General features: G+C 57.5%; 14 protein-coding genes. 11 read left to right on the top strand and 3 right to left on the bottom strand.

The genetic code is table 11. The features are described 5' to 3' along the window. Positions 1 to 98 precede the first annotated feature (98 nt). The 10 genes from JJQ76_RS16495 to JJQ76_RS16450 all read left to right on the top strand — a co-directional run bounded on the left by JJQ76_RS16495 (position 99) and on the right by JJQ76_RS16450 (position 12,237). Positions 99 to 506: a c(7)-type cytochrome triheme domain-containing protein gene (locus JJQ76_RS16495; protein WP_210398062.1), complete on the top strand. Its 408-nt coding sequence runs from the start codon at positions 99 to 101 to the stop codon at positions 504 to 506. A gap of 11 nt (positions 507 to 517) precedes the next feature. Beyond that, positions 518 to 1,480 carry a c(7)-type cytochrome triheme domain-containing protein gene (locus JJQ76_RS16490; RefSeq protein ID WP_210398061.1) on the top strand — a complete coding sequence of 321 codons (963 nt, stop codon included), beginning with the start codon at positions 518 to 520 and terminating at the stop codon, positions 1,478 to 1,480. A gap of 112 nt (positions 1,481 to 1,592) precedes the next feature. Next, positions 1,593 to 2,651 carry a hypothetical protein gene (locus JJQ76_RS16485; RefSeq protein ID WP_210398060.1) on the top strand — a complete coding sequence of 353 codons (1,059 nt, stop codon included), beginning with the start codon at positions 1,593 to 1,595 and terminating at the stop codon, positions 2,649 to 2,651. A 130-nt stretch (positions 2,652 to 2,781) separates the two neighbouring features. Then, positions 2,782 to 3,069 carry a c-type cytochrome gene (locus JJQ76_RS16480; RefSeq protein WP_210398059.1) on the top strand — a complete coding sequence of 96 codons (288 nt, stop codon included), beginning with the start codon at positions 2,782 to 2,784 and terminating at the stop codon, positions 3,067 to 3,069. 182 nt (positions 3,070 to 3,251) lie between these two features. Continuing rightward, positions 3,252 to 7,433: an EAL domain-containing protein gene (locus JJQ76_RS16475; RefSeq protein WP_210398058.1), complete on the top strand. Its 4,182-nt coding sequence runs from the start codon at positions 3,252 to 3,254 to the stop codon at positions 7,431 to 7,433. 75 nt (positions 7,434 to 7,508) lie between these two features. Continuing rightward, positions 7,509 to 8,747 carry a c-type cytochrome biogenesis protein CcmI gene (gene ccmI / locus JJQ76_RS16470; RefSeq protein WP_210398057.1) on the top strand — a complete coding sequence of 413 codons (1,239 nt, stop codon included), beginning with the start codon at positions 7,509 to 7,511 and terminating at the stop codon, positions 8,745 to 8,747. 39 nt (positions 8,748 to 8,786) lie between these two features. Then, positions 8,787 to 9,257, top strand: a complete 471-nt coding sequence (ccmE, locus tag JJQ76_RS16465) for a cytochrome c maturation protein CcmE (protein WP_210398056.1) — start codon at positions 8,787 to 8,789, stop codon at positions 9,255 to 9,257. A gap of 2 nt (positions 9,258 to 9,259) precedes the next feature. Then, entirely contained in the window at positions 9,260 to 11,212 is a 1,953-nt protein-coding gene (locus JJQ76_RS16460; protein ID WP_210398055.1) for a heme lyase CcmF/NrfE family subunit, read from the top strand. Between the two features lie 24 nt (positions 11,213 to 11,236). Further along, entirely contained in the window at positions 11,237 to 11,776 is a 540-nt protein-coding gene (locus JJQ76_RS16455; RefSeq protein WP_210398054.1) for a DsbE family thiol:disulfide interchange protein, read from the top strand. Between the two features lie 65 nt (positions 11,777 to 11,841). Beyond that, positions 11,842 to 12,237: a CopD family protein gene (locus JJQ76_RS16450; RefSeq protein WP_210398053.1), complete on the top strand. Its 396-nt coding sequence runs from the start codon at positions 11,842 to 11,844 to the stop codon at positions 12,235 to 12,237. Here JJQ76_RS16450 and JJQ76_RS16445 read toward each other — a convergent pair. Both JJQ76_RS16445 and JJQ76_RS16440 read right to left on the bottom strand, forming a co-directional pair. Then, on the bottom strand, positions 12,225 to 13,355 hold the full coding sequence (locus tag JJQ76_RS16445) for a pentapeptide repeat-containing protein (protein ID WP_210398052.1): 1,131 nt from the start codon (positions 13,353 to 13,355) through the stop codon (positions 12,225 to 12,227). The genes JJQ76_RS16450 and JJQ76_RS16445 overlap by 13 nt on opposite strands. Before the next feature lie 59 nt (positions 13,356 to 13,414). Continuing rightward, complete coding sequence (locus JJQ76_RS16440; RefSeq protein ID WP_210398051.1) at positions 13,415 to 14,299, bottom strand: hypothetical protein; 885 nt, start codon at positions 14,297 to 14,299, stop codon at positions 13,415 to 13,417. A gap of 207 nt (positions 14,300 to 14,506) precedes the next feature. Between JJQ76_RS16440 and JJQ76_RS16435 the strand changes: the two genes are divergently transcribed. Further along, entirely contained in the window at positions 14,507 to 15,292 is a 786-nt protein-coding gene (locus JJQ76_RS16435; protein ID WP_210398050.1) for a type IV pili methyl-accepting chemotaxis transducer N-terminal domain-containing protein, read from the top strand. A 9-nt stretch (positions 15,293 to 15,301) separates the two neighbouring features. Here JJQ76_RS16435 and JJQ76_RS18290 read toward each other — a convergent pair whose 3' ends face one another. Further along, complete coding sequence (locus JJQ76_RS18290) at positions 15,302 to 16,783, bottom strand: bifunctional aminoglycoside phosphotransferase/ATP-binding protein (protein WP_210398049.1); 1,482 nt, start codon at positions 16,781 to 16,783, stop codon at positions 15,302 to 15,304. Positions 16,784 to 16,824 lie beyond the last annotated feature (41 nt).

Genomic DNA, 16,824 nt, shown 5'->3' with positions numbered 1-16,824 from the left:
TCAGAGCTGCAGTATAATGTTGCGGCTTTTTTGTGGGCATTGTGAGTGTTGGAACGGATTCTCAAACCTTGAACTAAAGAAACTGGAGTGAAACCAGAATGATGAAGGCAGTCAGCACGCTAGCGACCGTACGCCGGATCGCACTGGCGATGTGCCTCTTGCTTGGTGGGTTGATCGGTTCGACCGCAGCCCACGCAGAGTATGGGGACATCGTGATCAACAACTATTCCGATGAGGCGGGTATGCGCCCGGCCATTTTCCCGCACTGGTTTCACCGCATCCGTTTCCGTTGCAAAGTGTGCCACGCTGATCTTGGTTTCAAATTTCAGGCCGGCGGCAACAAAATCAATATGTTGAAAATCATTGATGGTGAGTTCTGTGGCGCCTGCCACAACGGCGAAATCGCATGGTCTCCCGAGAACTGTAACCTGTGCCACTCCGGCAAGCCGGGTACGCCGACTCAGGTTCACCACAGTACCGTACAAAAACTCGTTGACCGTAAATAAGGAGGTGGATCGTGTTGGTAACAATCTTTAAACGGTCTGCACAGGCCGCGCTGCTCGCCTCCTTTTCATTCGCTGCCGTGGCAGCAGATGATCTGGCTGCGGGTAAGGGTATCTATGACAAGGCCTGCTTCGCCTGCCACAAATCAGGCGTCATGGGAGCTCCCAAACTGGGCGTCAAAGAAGATTGGCAAGTCCGTGTCGATCAGGGGCGTAAAACCCTGCTCGACCATGCGCTGAACGGCCTGAACAGCATGCCGGCTCGTGGTGGCAATCCCGCGCTGAGTGATGCTGATATCACCAATGCCGTGGCCTATATGGTCGATGCCGCTGGTCTTAAGCTGGATGGTGGTGCTGCCAAAGCCGCTGCCGCCAAGCCTGTTGAGAAAAAGGCGCCGGTCAAACCGGTTGCCAAAGCTGAGCCTAAAGCGGAACCCAAGGCCAAATCTGCGCCGGTAGCTGCCGCCAAGCCAAAGCCGACGGTGAAGTTTAACCGGTTGATGAAATCGGCTGATGAGTGGAACCCGCCGCCGGCAGAAGACGGTATTCATGATCCGGACAACGAAGGCGTCGTGCTGCTGCAGTCCCCGCGAGAAGGTATGCAGGGATTTGCACCGGGTATCTCCGGCAACCGCGTCGACTGGGTGAAAACCCTTGAAGCAGGAACAATCAACCCGCGTTTCGACCGGTTGGACCCGACCAAGAAGCCGTTCGTGATGGATCTGAATATTGTGCGCGAAGTGAAGGGCTCGATGCCTGACGTGGTTTATCCCCACAAGCAGCACACGGAGTGGCTCGACTGTTCCAACTGTCACCCGGATATCTTTGTGCCCAAGAAAGGGGCCAACCAGATCAGCATGGCGGCGATCCTGTTGGGTCAGAAGTGTGGCGTCTGTCATGGCAAGGTGGCATTCCCTGTCACCGAATGTAAACGCTGCCACTCCAAGTCCAAGAAATCTGTTGCGTTTAAAGAGTAACTTGGCAGCCTGAGAGAAAGCCGATTGTTAACTCTGTTAGCGGTCGGCTTTTTGTGTTTTCTGTCCTATGAGTCGTTCAGCGACGGTTCAGGTAACTCAGCGAGAATAGGTTATGAAAAAGGCATTAGTAGTAGCAGTAGGATTGGTGTTGGCAGGTTGTCAGTCGGTCCCGGAGAAAAACGCAGTGGCTCCTGCAGCGGCTGCCCCCGCGGCTCAGGCTGAGCCACAGGTTCAGGCGCCGGTCCAGCCGGTTGCGCAAGAGGTTGAGCCCGTTGCTGCGCCTGTGAATACTGCTCCGGCGGAGCCGCAGGTGGTTGCAGCCGTTGCCACCGAGCCTGCCGCGCCGGTCAAAGTGACCAGTAATGAGCCGCCAAAGCCAGCGAGCAGCAGTGCGATGGCGATGGATCCGCGGATGGACAAGGTGGTAAAACTGATCTATTCCTCATCGGGTGCCAAGCAGGTTATGGAAAGTGATAGCCCCAAGGCGCTGGAGTATCACGAAAAGGCCAAGGCGTTGTACCGGCAGGCAACCGAGGCGACCGAGAAGAGTGAAGCCTCGCGGTTGCTGAATGATGCGGTGAAAGCGATGTACACGGCGATTCGCTCAGCCTCGCCGGAGAAAGTGCTGGCGTCCAAGAAAAAGGCGGATTTCGACAAGCTGCATCGTTCGGTGGATACGTTTGTCGAGCAGCATGAGCGTATCAGTCAGGAGAAAGGCGCGAACGGCGAAGGCAAGGCGTTGCGGGAACAGGTCAGGGTGCTGGTGGTAGAGGCAGAAAATCTGTTCGCTCAAGGGCGCTCTGATGATGCGCAGCACCTGTTGCGCGAAAGCTTCGAAATGCTGCGCGACTCCATTGAAACGATGCGCGGCGGCGATACGCTGGTTCGGAGTCTGAACTTCGCCACCAAGAAGGATGAGTACGACTACGAACTGGAGCGTTATAAATCACAGTTGCTGTTGGTTGATGTGCTGCTGGAGTCCAAGCGCAAGAGTTCGGCCTATGTCGCCAAGCAGGTTGATCGCTTTGTCGAAGTGGCCGAGGGCGACCGCGCCAAAGCCGAGGCCGCTGCAGGCGGAGGGGATCACGAAACCGCGATCAAGCATCTGGAGGATGCGCGTAAGCAGATTGTTCGCGCGCTGCGCTCCGGTGGCATCTACGTGCCGGGGTAAGTTAAACGAAGTCGGAATGTAGCGATGGGCCTATGAGACTAATTCATAGATACTCTCGGGCATAACCATCTGGTATATTCTCTCGCTGCTCTTTAGAGCGTTATTGTCAACACGGTAATAGGTTGGAACTATGAAAAAAGTTATTGCTTTTGCGGCTGCTGCGCTGCTGAGTTCTGGTGTTTTCGCTGCTGATGGCGAAGCCGTATACAACAAAGCCTGCGTCAACTGCCACGCGGCAGGTGTTGCGGGTGCTCCCAAGGCACACGACGCCGATGCATGGGCACCTCGCCTGGCTGCCGGTATCGATGCGCTGGTTGCCAGTTCAAAAGCAGGTAAGGGCGCTATGCCCCCGAAAGGTCTGTGTGCAGATTGCACCGATGAAGACCTGAAGGCTGCGATCGAGTTTATGGTTAAGTAATACCGGTTCACAGACTTGCGAGTCTGTGCCCAAACAAAGCCCGGCGAGCGTGAGCGCGTCGGGCTTTTTATTGCTGTTTTTTTAAAAAACATTTGCATACAATGAACTCCAGTTTGTATCGGTAGTCGCGCAAGGCGAGTATTGAGTTCGAAAACTAAGGAGTGTTTCAGGGTAACGTTTTCATGGGATACCGGTTTTTCCCCCAGATCTGTGCCCTGCTGACAACGCTGCTTATTCTCACTTTTGTCTGGTGGCTCGATGGCGTTGAACGCCAGAGCAGCTACCAGGCCAGCCGCGCCGATGTTCAGCGTGCCCTCAGTTCCACCCGCGCCAAGCTTGAATCCAGTCTTAACGAGCGTTTGTCACTGGTGCAGGGGCTGGCGGCCTTTGCCAAAACCTTTATCCGCTCGGAGCGTTCGTTTTCTACTCAGGAATTTCTGGACTACGCGCGTGAGCTGCAGGGTGGCCGGATCGGTATCCGCAGCCTGCAGCTGCAGCCGGGGGCGGTGGTGCGGTATGTCTACCCCATCAAGGGTAATGAAGCAGTAATCGGTCATGACCTGTTAGCCGATCCCAAGCGGCGGGATGCGGTGCGCAAAGCGATCGACAACCGTCGTTACGTGCTTGCCGGACCGGTTGCACTGATGCAGGGAGGCACTGCGCTGATTGGTCGCCAGCCGATCTATCACGAAGCGGGCGATAAAGAGGAGTTTTGGGGCTTTGCCACCATCCTGCTGGACGTTGAACCCTTGTACCGTGACGCGGGTTTCTTTGATGACGACACCGGGGGACTGGTCTATGCACTGCGGGGAGTGGATGGCGAAGGTGCACGGGGCGGCGTATTCTTTGGTCCCCCAGCGGCCTTTGAAGACCGCCCGCTGATTACCAAAGTGTCGCTGCCATCGGGTAACTGGGAGCTGGCGGCCATCCCCAGTCGGGGCTGGGAGCCCGTGCCGCAGCCTTGGTGGTTTTATGTTTTTGGTGTGCTGCTGGCGTTGGTGGCCGGCTGGCTGGTGCTGGTGCTGTTAATGGCGCCCAGCCGTTTGCGCCAAGAGGTGTTGGCCAAGACGCGTGACTATGAGCACACCGTCGATGCGCTGAAAAAAGAGAAGGCGCTGGTGAATGCGATTATCGATTGTGTGCCTGACCTGATCTTCTGCAAGGACTTGCAAGGTAACTATCTGAGTTGCAACAAGGCGTTCGAGCGTTATATCGGGCTGCCCCGCTATCAACTGCTCAAGCACCGGGATGCTGAGCTGTTCCCCCATGACATGCCAGCCCATTTCCACGAATTGGACCAGTCGCTGCTCGCTGACTCAAGTAGCCTGCGCGCCGAAGAGTGGGTGACCTTTTGTGACGGACGCAGCGTATTGCTTGATACGCTCAAGGTGCCCTTTTTGGATGCCGAAGGTGACGTGGTGGGGATGATCGGGGTCAGTCGCGACAGTACCGAGCGCAAGTGGGTCGAGCAGGCGCTGAAAGCGAGTGAGAAAAAATACCGCGAACTGATTAATGGCCTCGACGAGGTGCTGTACCGGGTCCGTCTCAGCGACCAGCATTACGAGTTCGTCAGTCAGGCCGCTGCCAATGTGTTCGGGTTTGAGCCGGATCGATTTCTTGGCGATAGCGGCTTCATTCACCGTATCGTCCATCCGGATAGCCAGGCGGCGTTCAGCGATTACTGGTATCAGTTGAGCAAGGGCGAAATGCCGCTGACGTTCGAGTATTCGATCACCGACTCCAGCGGTCGTCAGCGCTGGATCATGCAGTCGGCGCGGACGGTCAGTAATGATCGGGGCCAGGCGGTTGCGGTGGAGGGGATCTGCCGGGATATCACGGTCAGTCGGCGTACCGAACGAATACTCAACACCATCTCCGAAGGAGTATCGGGGGTTCTGGGTGAGGCGTTTTTCGATGCGCTGGTGGCCTATCTGGCCGACGCGCTGGATGTGGATTATGCGTTTATTGCCCGGTTCGGGCAAGGTGATGACCATGCGCACACCATCGCCGTGCGGGCCGACGGCGCCAAGGCGGACAATTTCAGCTATGCGCTGTCCGGGAGCCCCTGTGAGCAGGCAGCCGCGGGTGGGGTCTGTGCTTTTGAGCGCGACGTCGCCAGCTTGTTCCCGCAGGATTTGCTGTTGGCTGAGATGGGTATTGAGAGTTACGCCGGCACTCGCCTGATTAACTCCGAAGGTCATGTGGTCGGGGTGTTGGTACTATTGGATCGACATCCGTTGGCTAACCCCGAAATTGCCAAATCGATGCTGGAGATATTTGCGGTGCGGGCGGCGGCGGAGCTGGAGCGCATAGCGGCTGACAAGAGCCTGCGCAAGCTTTCCTGCGTGGTGGAGCAGAGCCCCTCCGCGGTGGTCATCACCGATGTGGGTGGCGGGATTGAGTTCGTCAACGATGCCTTCGTTCGTATCAGCGGATATAGCCGCGAAGAGTTACTTGGGCAGAATCCGCGGATGCTCAAGTCCGGCAAGCAGAGTGCCGAATTCTATCAGGAGTTGTGGCAGACGATTCGCACCGGCGACAACTGGCACGGGGAGCTTCTGAACCGGCGCAAGAATGGTGAGCTTTACTGGGTCAGCTCATCCATCTATCCCATCTCAGTGGACGGCAAGGCACCATCGCACTTTGTGCTGTTGACTGATGATATTACCGAACGCAAGCAGAAAGACGCGCGCCTGAAAATGGCATCGACCGTATTCGATACCACTTCCGAGGCGATTATCGTCACCAATTCAGACAACAAGATCCAGATGGTTAACCCGGCGTTTACCCGCATCTCCGGCTATGAAGCGGACGAAGTCATTGGGCGCGATCCCGGTATTTTGAGCTCGGGGCATCATGATGCGGGCTTCTATGAAGAGATGAATCGTGAGCTGCTGGCTAATAACCGCTGGGAGGGAGAGATCTGGAATCGACGCAAAAACGGTGAGATCTTCCCGGAGTGGTTGTCGATTGTGCGGGTGCTCGATGACTTTGGTCAGGTTGAGCAGTTTGTAGCGGTATTCAGTGATATTTCCAAGCGCAAGGAAACCGAAGGGCTGCTCTATCAGCAAGCCAACTATGACCTGCTGACGGAGCTGCCTAACCGCATGCTGGCGTCTGACCGGCTCTATTCGGCGTTATCGCGCGCCAAGCGCCTGAAAACACAGTTGGCGGTGCTGCATATCGGCATCGATCGCTTCAAATGGGTTAACGATACCTATGGTCATGATGCGGGTGACAGTCTGCTGAAAGATACCGGCTCACGCCTGAGTTCGGTGGTGGGTGAATCCGACACCGTGGCGCGCCTGAATGGCGACGAGTTTCTGGTGGTGCTGCCGGAGATTCGCAGCAGTCACGACGCCGAACAGGTGGCCTCGGCGCTGGTCCATCGCCTTGCCAAACCGTTCCAGCTCGACAAGGGCGAAGCTTATCTGGCGGCCAGTATCGGGATCTCCCTCTACCCCATCGATGCCGAGGACGTTACTGCACTGCTGCACCATGCCGACAGTGCCATGTGGCGTGCCAAAGAGGCGGGTGGTAATGGCTACCGCTTCTTCACCCATGAGATGAATGTTGAAGCGCAGGCCCGGGCCGATCTGGAGAAAGATCTGCGCCGGGCGGTGGTGGAGCAGCAGTTTGAGGTTTACTATCAGCCCCTGATTGGCATGCAGGGAGGCCGCGTCACCGGCGCTGAGGCGCTGATCCGTTGGAACCATCCAGAGCAGGGCGTAATCCCGCCGGGACGCTTTATCCCGCTGGCCGAAGAAACCGGGCTTATCGTACCTATCGGCCAATGGGTGCTGGAACAGGTGTGTCAGCAGCTCAACAGCTGGGCTGCGCAGGGTCAGCTGTCGTTACGGGTGGCGGTCAATATGTCGCCCAAGCAGTGTTTCGAGTCCAACGGTGTCGAGACGATCTGTCGCGTGATCAGGGAATCGCGCGTCGATACCGGGTCGCTAGTGCTGGAGATCACTGAAAGCATGTTGATGGAAGATGAGCGAGCGCTGCGCAGTCTGCAGCAGATTCGCGATCTTGGCGTGCGGCTGTCGATGGATGACTTTGGCACCGGCTATTCATCGCTTAGCTACCTGAAGCACTTTCCGATCGATATTCTCAAGATCGACCGTTCGTTCATCATGGGGCTGCCGGGAGATCGGGGCGATGCTGCCCTGGTTGAGGCGATTGTTGCCATGGCGCGCAGTCTGGAGCTGGAAGTGGTCGCTGAAGGGGTAGAGCTTGATTCGCAGAAAGAGTTTTTGCACTCCCTGGAATGCAATTATCTGCAGGGGTTCTATTACGGCAAGCCGATGCCCCTTGCCGCTTTCGAACAATTTGTAAACCAGTATAATGCTCCCGCCCCCTAAACTTTTTAACCTTTCCTTTGTCTGAAGGCGCGGGGCCGCAAGGCATGGGACATTCTCTGATTCTTTAGGACCGCTATGACCCTTTTCTGGATTCTGGTCGCGCTGATCACGTTGGCCTCGCTTCTGTTCATCTGGTGGCCGGCGCTGAAGCAACGGCAGCAGACGCAGGCTTTGGACCGCAACGCGCAAAATGTCGCCATCTTCAAAGAGCGCCTTAGTGAACTTGAAGAGGAGCGCAAGCAGGGCAATCTTGACGACGAGAACTTCGAGTCGCTCAAGCGCGAACTGGAACTGAACCTGCTCCAGGAGGTGGATGACAGTGACCTGCCCCAGCTGCGTGAAGAGCGCAGTCTCTGGCTGCCGGTGGGGCTGTCCCTCTTGGTTCCGGTACTGGCCGTTTATCTGTACCTGCAATGGGGTGCCAGTACCGAACTGGCGATGCCACGGCAACAGCAGCAGGCGAGCCATCCCGATAGCGGCCACGACATGCAGGGTATAGAGCAGCAGATTGCCAACCTGGAAGCGCGGCTGCAGGAGAATCCGGATAATTCGCAGGGTTGGTTTACGCTTGGCCGCACCTACATGACCCTCAACCGTTATGAAGAGGCTTTCAACGCCTTTACCCGGGTCGGTGAGCTGGTGGGCGAGCATGCCGAGATTCTCAGCCAGCAGGCGCAAGCGATCTACTTTGGTGCCGGCCACCGGGTGACCCCTGAAGTGGAAGCGATCATCAAGCGCGCTCTGGAGCTTGATCCGGATGATCCCGGTACCATCGGGCTGTTGGGAATTTCAGCTTACGAATCGGGTCAATACGTAGAAGCGATCGAATACTGGCAGCGCCTGCTCCGCAGTGATCGCCCCAATATTAACCGCGAAGGCCTGCAGTCAGCGGTGGCTCAGGCGCAGGAGCAACTGCGCCAGCAGGGTATTGATTACCAGGTACAGCCGGTGGAGCCGGCGGCGAGTGCTGAATTGACGGTAGCGGTGGCGCTGGCGCCTGAGCTGGCGGCCAAGGCCGCACCGGATACTACCGTGTTCGTTTACGCTCAGGCGGTACAGGGGCCGCGGATGCCTTTGGCAGTTGCCAAGTTGCGGGTGAGTGACCTGCCGACCCGAGTGGTGCTTAATGACGCCATGGCGATGGGGCCGATGATGAAGCTGTCCTCGGTGGACCAGGTACAGATCAAAGCAACGGTCAGTTTCTCTGGCACTCCCGGCACTAAATCCGGCGACTTGACCGGAGTGGTCAGTCCGATTGCGGTGCACGAAAACAGCGAGCTGATCAACGTGTTAATTGATCAGCAGGTACAGTGACCTCGCCACGAATTTTGATTTTTTAGGGTAGGAACTCAAATGACTCCGAAACGAAAGAAGCGAATGGCTTTTGTGCTGGCTGTGGTAGTGGGGGTCAGCATCGCCGTTGGCCTTGCCCTCTACGCGCTGAACCAGAACATCAACCTGTTCTATTCACCGACCCAGATCGCTGCCGGTGAAGCGCCGGTTGGACAGCGGATTCGTGCCGGTGGCATGGTGGTTGACGGCAGCGTAAAGCGCGACTCCTCGAGTCTGGAGGTTCGCTTCGGCCTGACTGACTACGAGCAAACGGTGACCGTTGCGTACAGTGGTATCCTGCCGGATCTGTTCCGTGAAGGGCAGGGGATTGTCGCGCAGGGTGCCATGGATAGTGACGGCGTCTTTCGTGCTACTGAAGTGCTGGCCAAACACGATGAAAACTACATGCCGCCTGAAGTGAAGGCGGCACTGGATGCGGCGGGTAAGACTGTCGATGGCAAAGATGTCGCGACCAGCAAGAGCGGGGGCTAAGTATGATTCCTGAGTTTGGTACCCTGACGCTGACCATTGCGTTGGCGTTAAGTCTGGCGCTGGCCGCCGTGCCACTGGTTGGTGCGTCTACCAACAACCTGACCATGATGAGTTACGCTCGCCCCTTGGCTAACGGGGTGTTCGCGTTTTTGACCCTCAGTTTCGCCTGCCTGTTCTATGCCTTTGCAACCGATGACTTTTCGGTGGCCTATGTGGCCAACCACTCCAATTCGCTGCTGCCGTTTCAGTACAAGATGAGCGCCGTTTGGGGCGGCCACGAAGGGTCGCTGTTGTTGTGGATCTGGACCCTGGGAGCCTGGACTTTCGCTGTGGCCCGTTACAGCAAAGAGATGCCGCTGGATATGCTCTCCCGGGTGCTGTCGGTACTGGGGATGATTTTGATCGGCTTTGGTCTGTTCGTGCTGACGACCTCCAACCCGTTTGGGCGTTATCTGCCTGATTTTCCGGCCGATGGTGGCGACCTTAACCCGTTGCTGCAGGACTTTGGCCTGATCGTCCATCCGCCTATGCTCTATATGGGTTATGTGGGCTTTTCGGTCGCTTTTGCCTTTGCTATCGCGGCGTTGCTGAGCGGCCGTCTGGATGCGGCGTGGGCGCGCTGGTCGCGGCCCTGGACCAATATCGCCTGGGTTTTTCTTACTTTGGGGATCGCTCTGGGCAGCTGGTGGGCATACTACGAGCTGGGCTGGGGTGGCTGGTGGTTCTGGGATCCGGTCGAGAATGCCTCGTTCATGCCGTGGCTGGTGGGTACCGCGCTGGTTCACTCGCTGGCGGTGTCTGAGAAACGCGGGGTGTTCAAAAGCTGGACTCTGCTGCTGGCCATTACCGCGTTTTCACTGAGCTTGCTCGGTACCTTCCTGGTACGTTCAGGGGTTCTGACCTCAGTGCATGCCTTTGCCACCGACCCGACCCGCGGTTTCTTCGTGCTGATGTTGCTGGCGATCACCGTGGTGGGTTCGTTGCTGCTGTTCGCGATCAAAGCACCGAGCGTAAAAGCGGAATCGAGCTTTAGCCTGATCTCGCGAGAAAGCTTTTTGTTGGTGAACAATATCATTCTTGCTGTGGTGGCCTTTACGGTCCTGCTGGGTACTATCTACCCCCTGATTGTCGACGCCCTGAATCTGGGTAAATTGTCCGTTGGCCCGCCCTATTTCAACGCCTTTTTTGTGCCGTTGATGAGCTTGCTGACTCTGTTTCTGGGCATCGGGATGGTGTCGCGCTGGAAGAATACCAGCCTCCAGTACATCCTGCGTCAACTGGCGGTTGCCGCTGGGCTCAGTATTGTTATCGGTATTGCTGCACCACTGCTGTACGAGGGTGAGTTCGAGTTCTGGGCCTCTCTGGGCGTGGCGTTGATGATGTGGATCGTACTGGTATCAATCCAGGATATCCGTCACAAAATCAGCAACAAAACGGATAAGCTGGCCGCCCTCAAGGGGCTCAGTCGCTCCTATTACGGTATGCTGCTGGCCCATATTGGCGTGGGTATTACCGTTGTGGGCGTCTCCATGGTTTCTATCTATAAGCAGGAACTGGATGTGCGCATGGCGCCCGGCGATACCGTAGAGGTGGAGGGCTACCGCTTTACCTTTAAGGAGTTGACCGAGCGCCAGGGCCCCAATTTCGTCAGCGACAAGGCGATTATCGAGGTTAGTCGCGATGGCCGTGTGGTTCGGGAGATGCGCCCTGAGAAACGTATCTATACGGTCCAGCGTATGCCCATGACCGAGTCAGCGATCGATCCCGGCTTGTTCCGCGACCTCTATGTGGCGATGGGCGAAGAGCTGGGTGGTGGCGCGTGGGCGATCCGTATTCAGCACAAGCCGTTTGTGCGCTGGATCTGGCTTGGCGGCATCTTCATGGCCCTGGGGGGCACTCTGGCAGCCATGGATAAGCGCTATCGAAAGGGGCGGCGAGTCGCTGCCACTGCCTGACGTAATCGGGAGTTTTAAAGCTTTATGAACGTAAGACGGATTTTGTTGTTCCTGCCCGTGGTCTTGGCCGTACTGCTGGGCTTGTTTCTGTGGAAAGGGCTATCGATGGATCCGCGTGAGTTGCCATCGGCATTGATTGGCAAGCCATTTCCGGAGTTTCAGCTGGCATCGCTGCAAAATGATGGTCGTCAGTTGACCCGTGACGACCTCATCGGTCGTCCGGCGCTGGTCAACGTCTGGGCGACCTGGTGCCCGGCGTGTAAGGTCGAGCATCCGCAGCTGATGAGTATTGCCCGCCGTGACGGGGTCCCGATCTACGGCATTAATTACAAGGATGATCGCGCCGCAGCGCAGACCTGGCTGCGCCAGTACCAAAATCCTTACCAGTTCAATATCTATGATGACGAAGGCAAACTGGGCTTTGATCTGGGAGTTTACGGCGCGCCGGAAACTTACATCATCGATGCCAAAGGCGTTATTCGTTATCGTCTTGCCGGCCCCATCGATATAAAAACCTGGGAAGAGATGCGCGCGATGATTCGTGAGCTGGAGGCAGAAAGCTGACTGTTGCAATCGCTCTAGCCCTTCACCTGCTGGCAGCAACTGTCTGGGTGGGGGGGATGCTGGCAATGCTCACCGTGGTCCGTCCGTCTGCGGTCAAGCTACTGGAGCCGCCCCAACGGCTCGCCTTCATGGCGGAAGCGCTGCGGCGTTTCTTTCCCTGGGTCTGGTCTGCCGTGATTCTGTTACCGTTGACCGGTTACGCATTGCTGTTCTGGGTATACGGCGGCATGGCAGCGGCGCCGGTTTACCTGCACCTGATGCAACTGGTCGGGTGGGTGATGATTACTGTTTTTGGCTGGATCAGTCTGGTTGCCTATCGGCGTTTGATCCGTGCCCGCGCTCAACAGCAAACGACTGCGGCCGCGGCCGCGCTGGAACAGATCCGGCGCCTGGTGCAGCTTAATACGCTGCTGGGTGTGCTGGTGCTGGTGGTCGCGGGGGCGGGGCGTTACTGGAGCTGATCGGGTGCGACCGGAATAACCAATGGCTTCGGCCGTTGCGGTTTGGGTGGGTTGACCGAGCAGGTGCCGATTGATGGTCCGAAACAGCGTTTGCCGTTCAGCCACTGAGCGCCTTCAAATAACGCGCCACTGAGATCCGAGCCTTCCAGATCGGCCCCTTTCAACCGGGCACCACGAAAATCTGCTCCTTCCAACTGCGCTCCTCCCAAGCGTGCTTGAGCCAGGTTGCTATTGGCGAAGCTGGTGTGTTTGACCACATGGGTGGCGGCCGCATCCACGGTCCGCAGATCCGCCCGTTCAAGATTACTGTTGCTCATATCGACCCAGCGCAGGGTGGCGTTGTGGAACACGGCGCCTGCCATGTTGCTGTTGCTCAGGTTGCTGCCGGTAATGCTGGTTTGGTCGAAACGGCCGGCCGCCAGATTGGTATACGTCAGGTTGGCCCAGCGAATAATGGTTTGTTGCAATTTGGCGTTGCCGAGGTTGGCCCCGCTGAGATTGGCCGACGAGAAGTTACTCCAGTTGGCGTTGGCCCAGGCAAGATTGGCCTGAGAAAGATTAGCCTGGGCGAAATTGGCGCTGACCAGTATCGCATTGCCCAGATTGCTCTGCTCCAGATTCGCCTCAACCAACGTGGCATTGGAGAGGTCAGCAGTGGCCAAGTTGGCCCGCATCATCGAACTGTTGCGCAGGCTGGCATGATTCAGTTTGGCGCCGGTTAAAACCGCTTCGTCGAGTATGCTGCCATCGAGCCGTGCGCGTTGCAGATCGGCTTCTGCCAGATTGGCTCCGGTAAGCGATGTGGCGCGAAGGTCCGATTCGCTGAGGTCGGCAAATCGCAGATCTGCCTGATCGAACTGTCCCTGCTGTAGTTGAGCACCGCTCAGCTTGGCGCCGGTTAAGGTCGCGCTGGTGAGGTTAACGTTGCGAAGGTCTGCGCCGCGAAGGTCGGCTGCGGCGAGGTTGGCGTGGCTGAGATCTGCACCCTGTAGCGAGCGGTTACTCAGATCGCACTGGAACCAGTCAACACCTGGTGCGGCTGCATCGGCGCAGCTGGCGAGCGCTTGTTGGTTCAAGGGTAAGGCGACAAATACCACAGCAGCGGTAATAAACCTCATGCATTCATATCCTTAGGAGTCGAGGCCGGAATGCAGAGTTTAGCAGAAAGTGATGTCTGTCAGGAGAGCGGAAGGCCCAGCAGGCGGAGGACCTGCGTCAGCTGCTTCGATGCGACTTCAAGGCTGCGCAGGGCATCAGGGTAGGCTGCGCGCCCGGCCAGGTCTTCGGCTTCCTTGAATGCGTCTTCGCTATGCTTCAGGGACTTCCGGGTCCACTGGTATTTGTCGGGCAATTGACCGTCCGGGCTCACCAGGTCAAACAGTTGCAACAGACCCTTGTAGCGCTCCAGCTCGTACAGGTATTCCTGCTCCGGAGTATCGAAGTCCTGACTATAGACGATGGTTGTGCCGCCCTTGAGTGCCGATACGGCGGTAATGGTCAGCATGTAGGCTTCGTTGAGCACCTCGTTGGCTTCGCCGTAGTTCTCGTGTTGGCCAAGGTTGCCAGCCAGTTGAAGCAGGCTGCTCAGCTGATCTGCGTCGAGGGGATTGTCATCTTCACTTTTGACCATCGCCCGCTGCACATAGAGGCGAAATGATTCGATACTGACCGATAACTCATTAAAGCGGGTCCGCTGTGCATCGCCCCTGTCAATGGCATCAGCGACAGAGCCGGAAGCAGCGGAGTAGAACTGCATCGCCTGCTCGAGCTTTTCACGCACGGCATCAAAGCGGCGGGCATCCATCGCCTGCTGGGCAACGGCGACATGATCACGGGCGTGAGCCAGCCGCTCTTTCGCCAGTGAGCTGTCGCCATTATCTATGCGGCGGGCGCTGGCGGAGTTTTCCAGCATCCGCTGCATCAGTGCGAGCTTTTGTTGCAGCAGCTCGCGACTTTCATTGCTGTAATCACTGGGTGCGGCCTGCAGTGCGCTAACGGGCAGGCTGAGGCTGATAAATCCCAGCAGAAACAACGTAATCAGTAGGCGTGAAACCTGTCCCATGGTGTCTAACTCGGCCGATATGACGCGGAGGCAAAAAAGTGATAAATGTCTATCGCTTCAAACTATAGTGCGCAGCGAATACACTGTAAACAGTTAGGGGTATTAGCGCTTAGTCTAGACCTTGAGTAATCTGGCTGTGGAGTGTTTACACGGACAGGGCGCGCGCGTACTTTCTAGTATGACTATTTTACTGCTGCTGGCTGCTTGATGAAGAGACCGATACTGTTGCCCCTGGCCGCGCTTGGCCTGCTGCTGTTGGCCGCCCTGCCGGTGCGTGCGGATTATACCTTGATGGAGGCGATCAACGAGGCCGGGCGCCAGCGCATGTTGACGCAACGAATCGTTAAGTCGTATACCCAGTTGGGACTCGGGGTTGCCGACGAGCGGAGTCGCTCGGAGCTGCGCTATGCCATGGAGCTGTTCCAGTCACAGCTTGATCGCCTTTACCAGGTGGATAAGCTGCCGGGGGTTCATCAGCAGCTGGGGCAGATCGAAACCATCTGGGCCAGTTTTCAGCATCTGGCTGCGGGTGAGGTCGACAAGCAACGCGCCAAAGCGCTGCTGGCCATGAGCGGGGTGTTGCAAAGCGAGTGCAATCGTCTGGTGACGATTTTGGAGAAAGCGGCCAACTCCCGCCTGGGAGCGCTGGTGAATGTGGCCGGGCGACAGCGCATGCTGTCGCAGCGGCTGACGACTTTTTATCTTATGCGCAGCTGGGGGATCGAGCACCCGGCCCTAGACCCCGGTATTCGCAATACCCGCGCGGAGTTTCGTAAGGCGCAGGCACTGCTGCGTGAGAACAGCCTCGATAATCTGGAAATTGTCGAGCAGTTAGCGCAGATTGATCAGGACTGGGCCTGGTTTGAAAGCGCTCTGGAGCAGCCTCAGGGCGAGCGCTACGATCTGGTAGTGATGGATGCCAGCGAAGAACTGCTGCATTCGCTCGAGTATCTGGTGGCTCTCTATGAAGTCGCAGCGGACCCTAACCTCTAGTTTCCGACTCTAACCGGGGCTTATCGCCCAGCGGGATTCCGCAACTGTCAGTGGCTCCAGCTGGCGTAGCTGCTGTTCCAGAACCTGAATGCTGGCTTCGGAAGGGTCCTGGGCCTGTTGCTGCCGCTGGTTGATTCGCTGGCGTAGTTGTTCGACCTCGCCAGCGCAGGTAATGATGCTGACGGGGATGTTGCGTGAAATTGCGGCTTCAATAAACGGCTGGCGCTGGGCCTGGTACAAGAACGCGGCATCGACGATAACCCCTATGCCGTGATTCAGCAGCTGCAATGTCTGTTCCAGCAGATAGCCGTAAGTGCGTTCGTTCGCCGCTCCGGTGTAACGCTGCGCCAAAGCCGGAAACAGGCGCTTGCGTTCGCAGTCAGAGCGCAGTCTGATCAAACCTGACTGCTGCGCCATCCGGGCGGAGTGCCAGCTTTTGCCACTGCCGGAGACTCCATGCATCAGCATCAGCTGCGGTGGTGTGGGCCGCTGATAGCGGGCTGCCAGCTCGATATAGCCTTGTGCTTCCGTGACTCCCGCGACCGGATCGCCAAGTAGCGCTACCTTGGCTCTCACCATGGCGCGGTAGCTCTTAAACAGTGGCAGTAGCGTTACACCGCTGTAGTCTCCGGTGATTTCCAGATAGCGGTTGAGCAAACGCCAGGCCAGCGCGCGGCGCTGTCTGCGCTCCAGGTCCATCAACAGAAACGCCAGATCGTTGAGGGTGTCGACCCAGCGATAGCGCGGATTGAACTCGATGGCGTCAAAGGGGAGCGGCTCCTTCTGCCACAGGACAATATTGCCCAGATGCAGGTCACCATGGCCTTCACGAACCCTCCCCTCCCGGCGACGCTGGCGCAGCAGCGGTTCATGTTGTTGCAACTGCCGGCGGCTCCACTGCTCGATCGCGGTCAACTCGGGGAGAGGCGGGCGATCACCGCAGGAGGCGCGGATCTGGGCAAAGTTCTGCTCCACCACCTGAGTCACGGTCTCCACCGAGCCCCAGTCACTCTCGGTCGGGGCGGGGCTGAGAGACTGGTGGAAGGCAGCCAGGCGCTCCGCAAGCCGATCAATTATTGCTTCGCTGAGCTGGTGGTCGGCATCCAGCGCGCTGAGTAGCTGGGATTGCGGGAACTGGCGCATCCTCACCGCGAATTCGACCCTGCCGTTATCGATGTCGGCGTCTGCCATGTCTGCGGGTTCCGATGTCAGCGATAGTGCCCCGTCGGCGGCTCGCTCGACGCGCACCAGGTCGACGTAGAGTGGTGCCGCCAGACGCTGATTGAGGCGTAGCTCGTTAACGCAATCCTCGCGCCTGCGGGCCAGGGTGGTGAAATCAAGAAAGCCGAAATTTACCGGCTTGCGGAATTTATAGGCGTAGGGGCCGGTCAACAGTACCCAAGATATGTGAGTCTCAATCACACCAAGGCCCTCGACCGGATGGTCGAAAGGGGCCTGCTGTTGCAGTTGTCCTATCAGCGTGTCGTTCACGTTCGCTCCCCAAGTCTCCGGAATCTGATTATACTCGCGCC

The organism is Motiliproteus sediminis (assembly GCF_017912535.1).
In the GTDB taxonomy this organism is placed as follows: domain Bacteria; phylum Pseudomonadota; class Gammaproteobacteria; order Pseudomonadales; family Balneatricaceae; genus Motiliproteus; species Motiliproteus sediminis.
The sequence above is the reverse complement of the archived record's forward strand: the minus strand, read 5'-3'. Positions and strand labels throughout refer to the sequence as shown.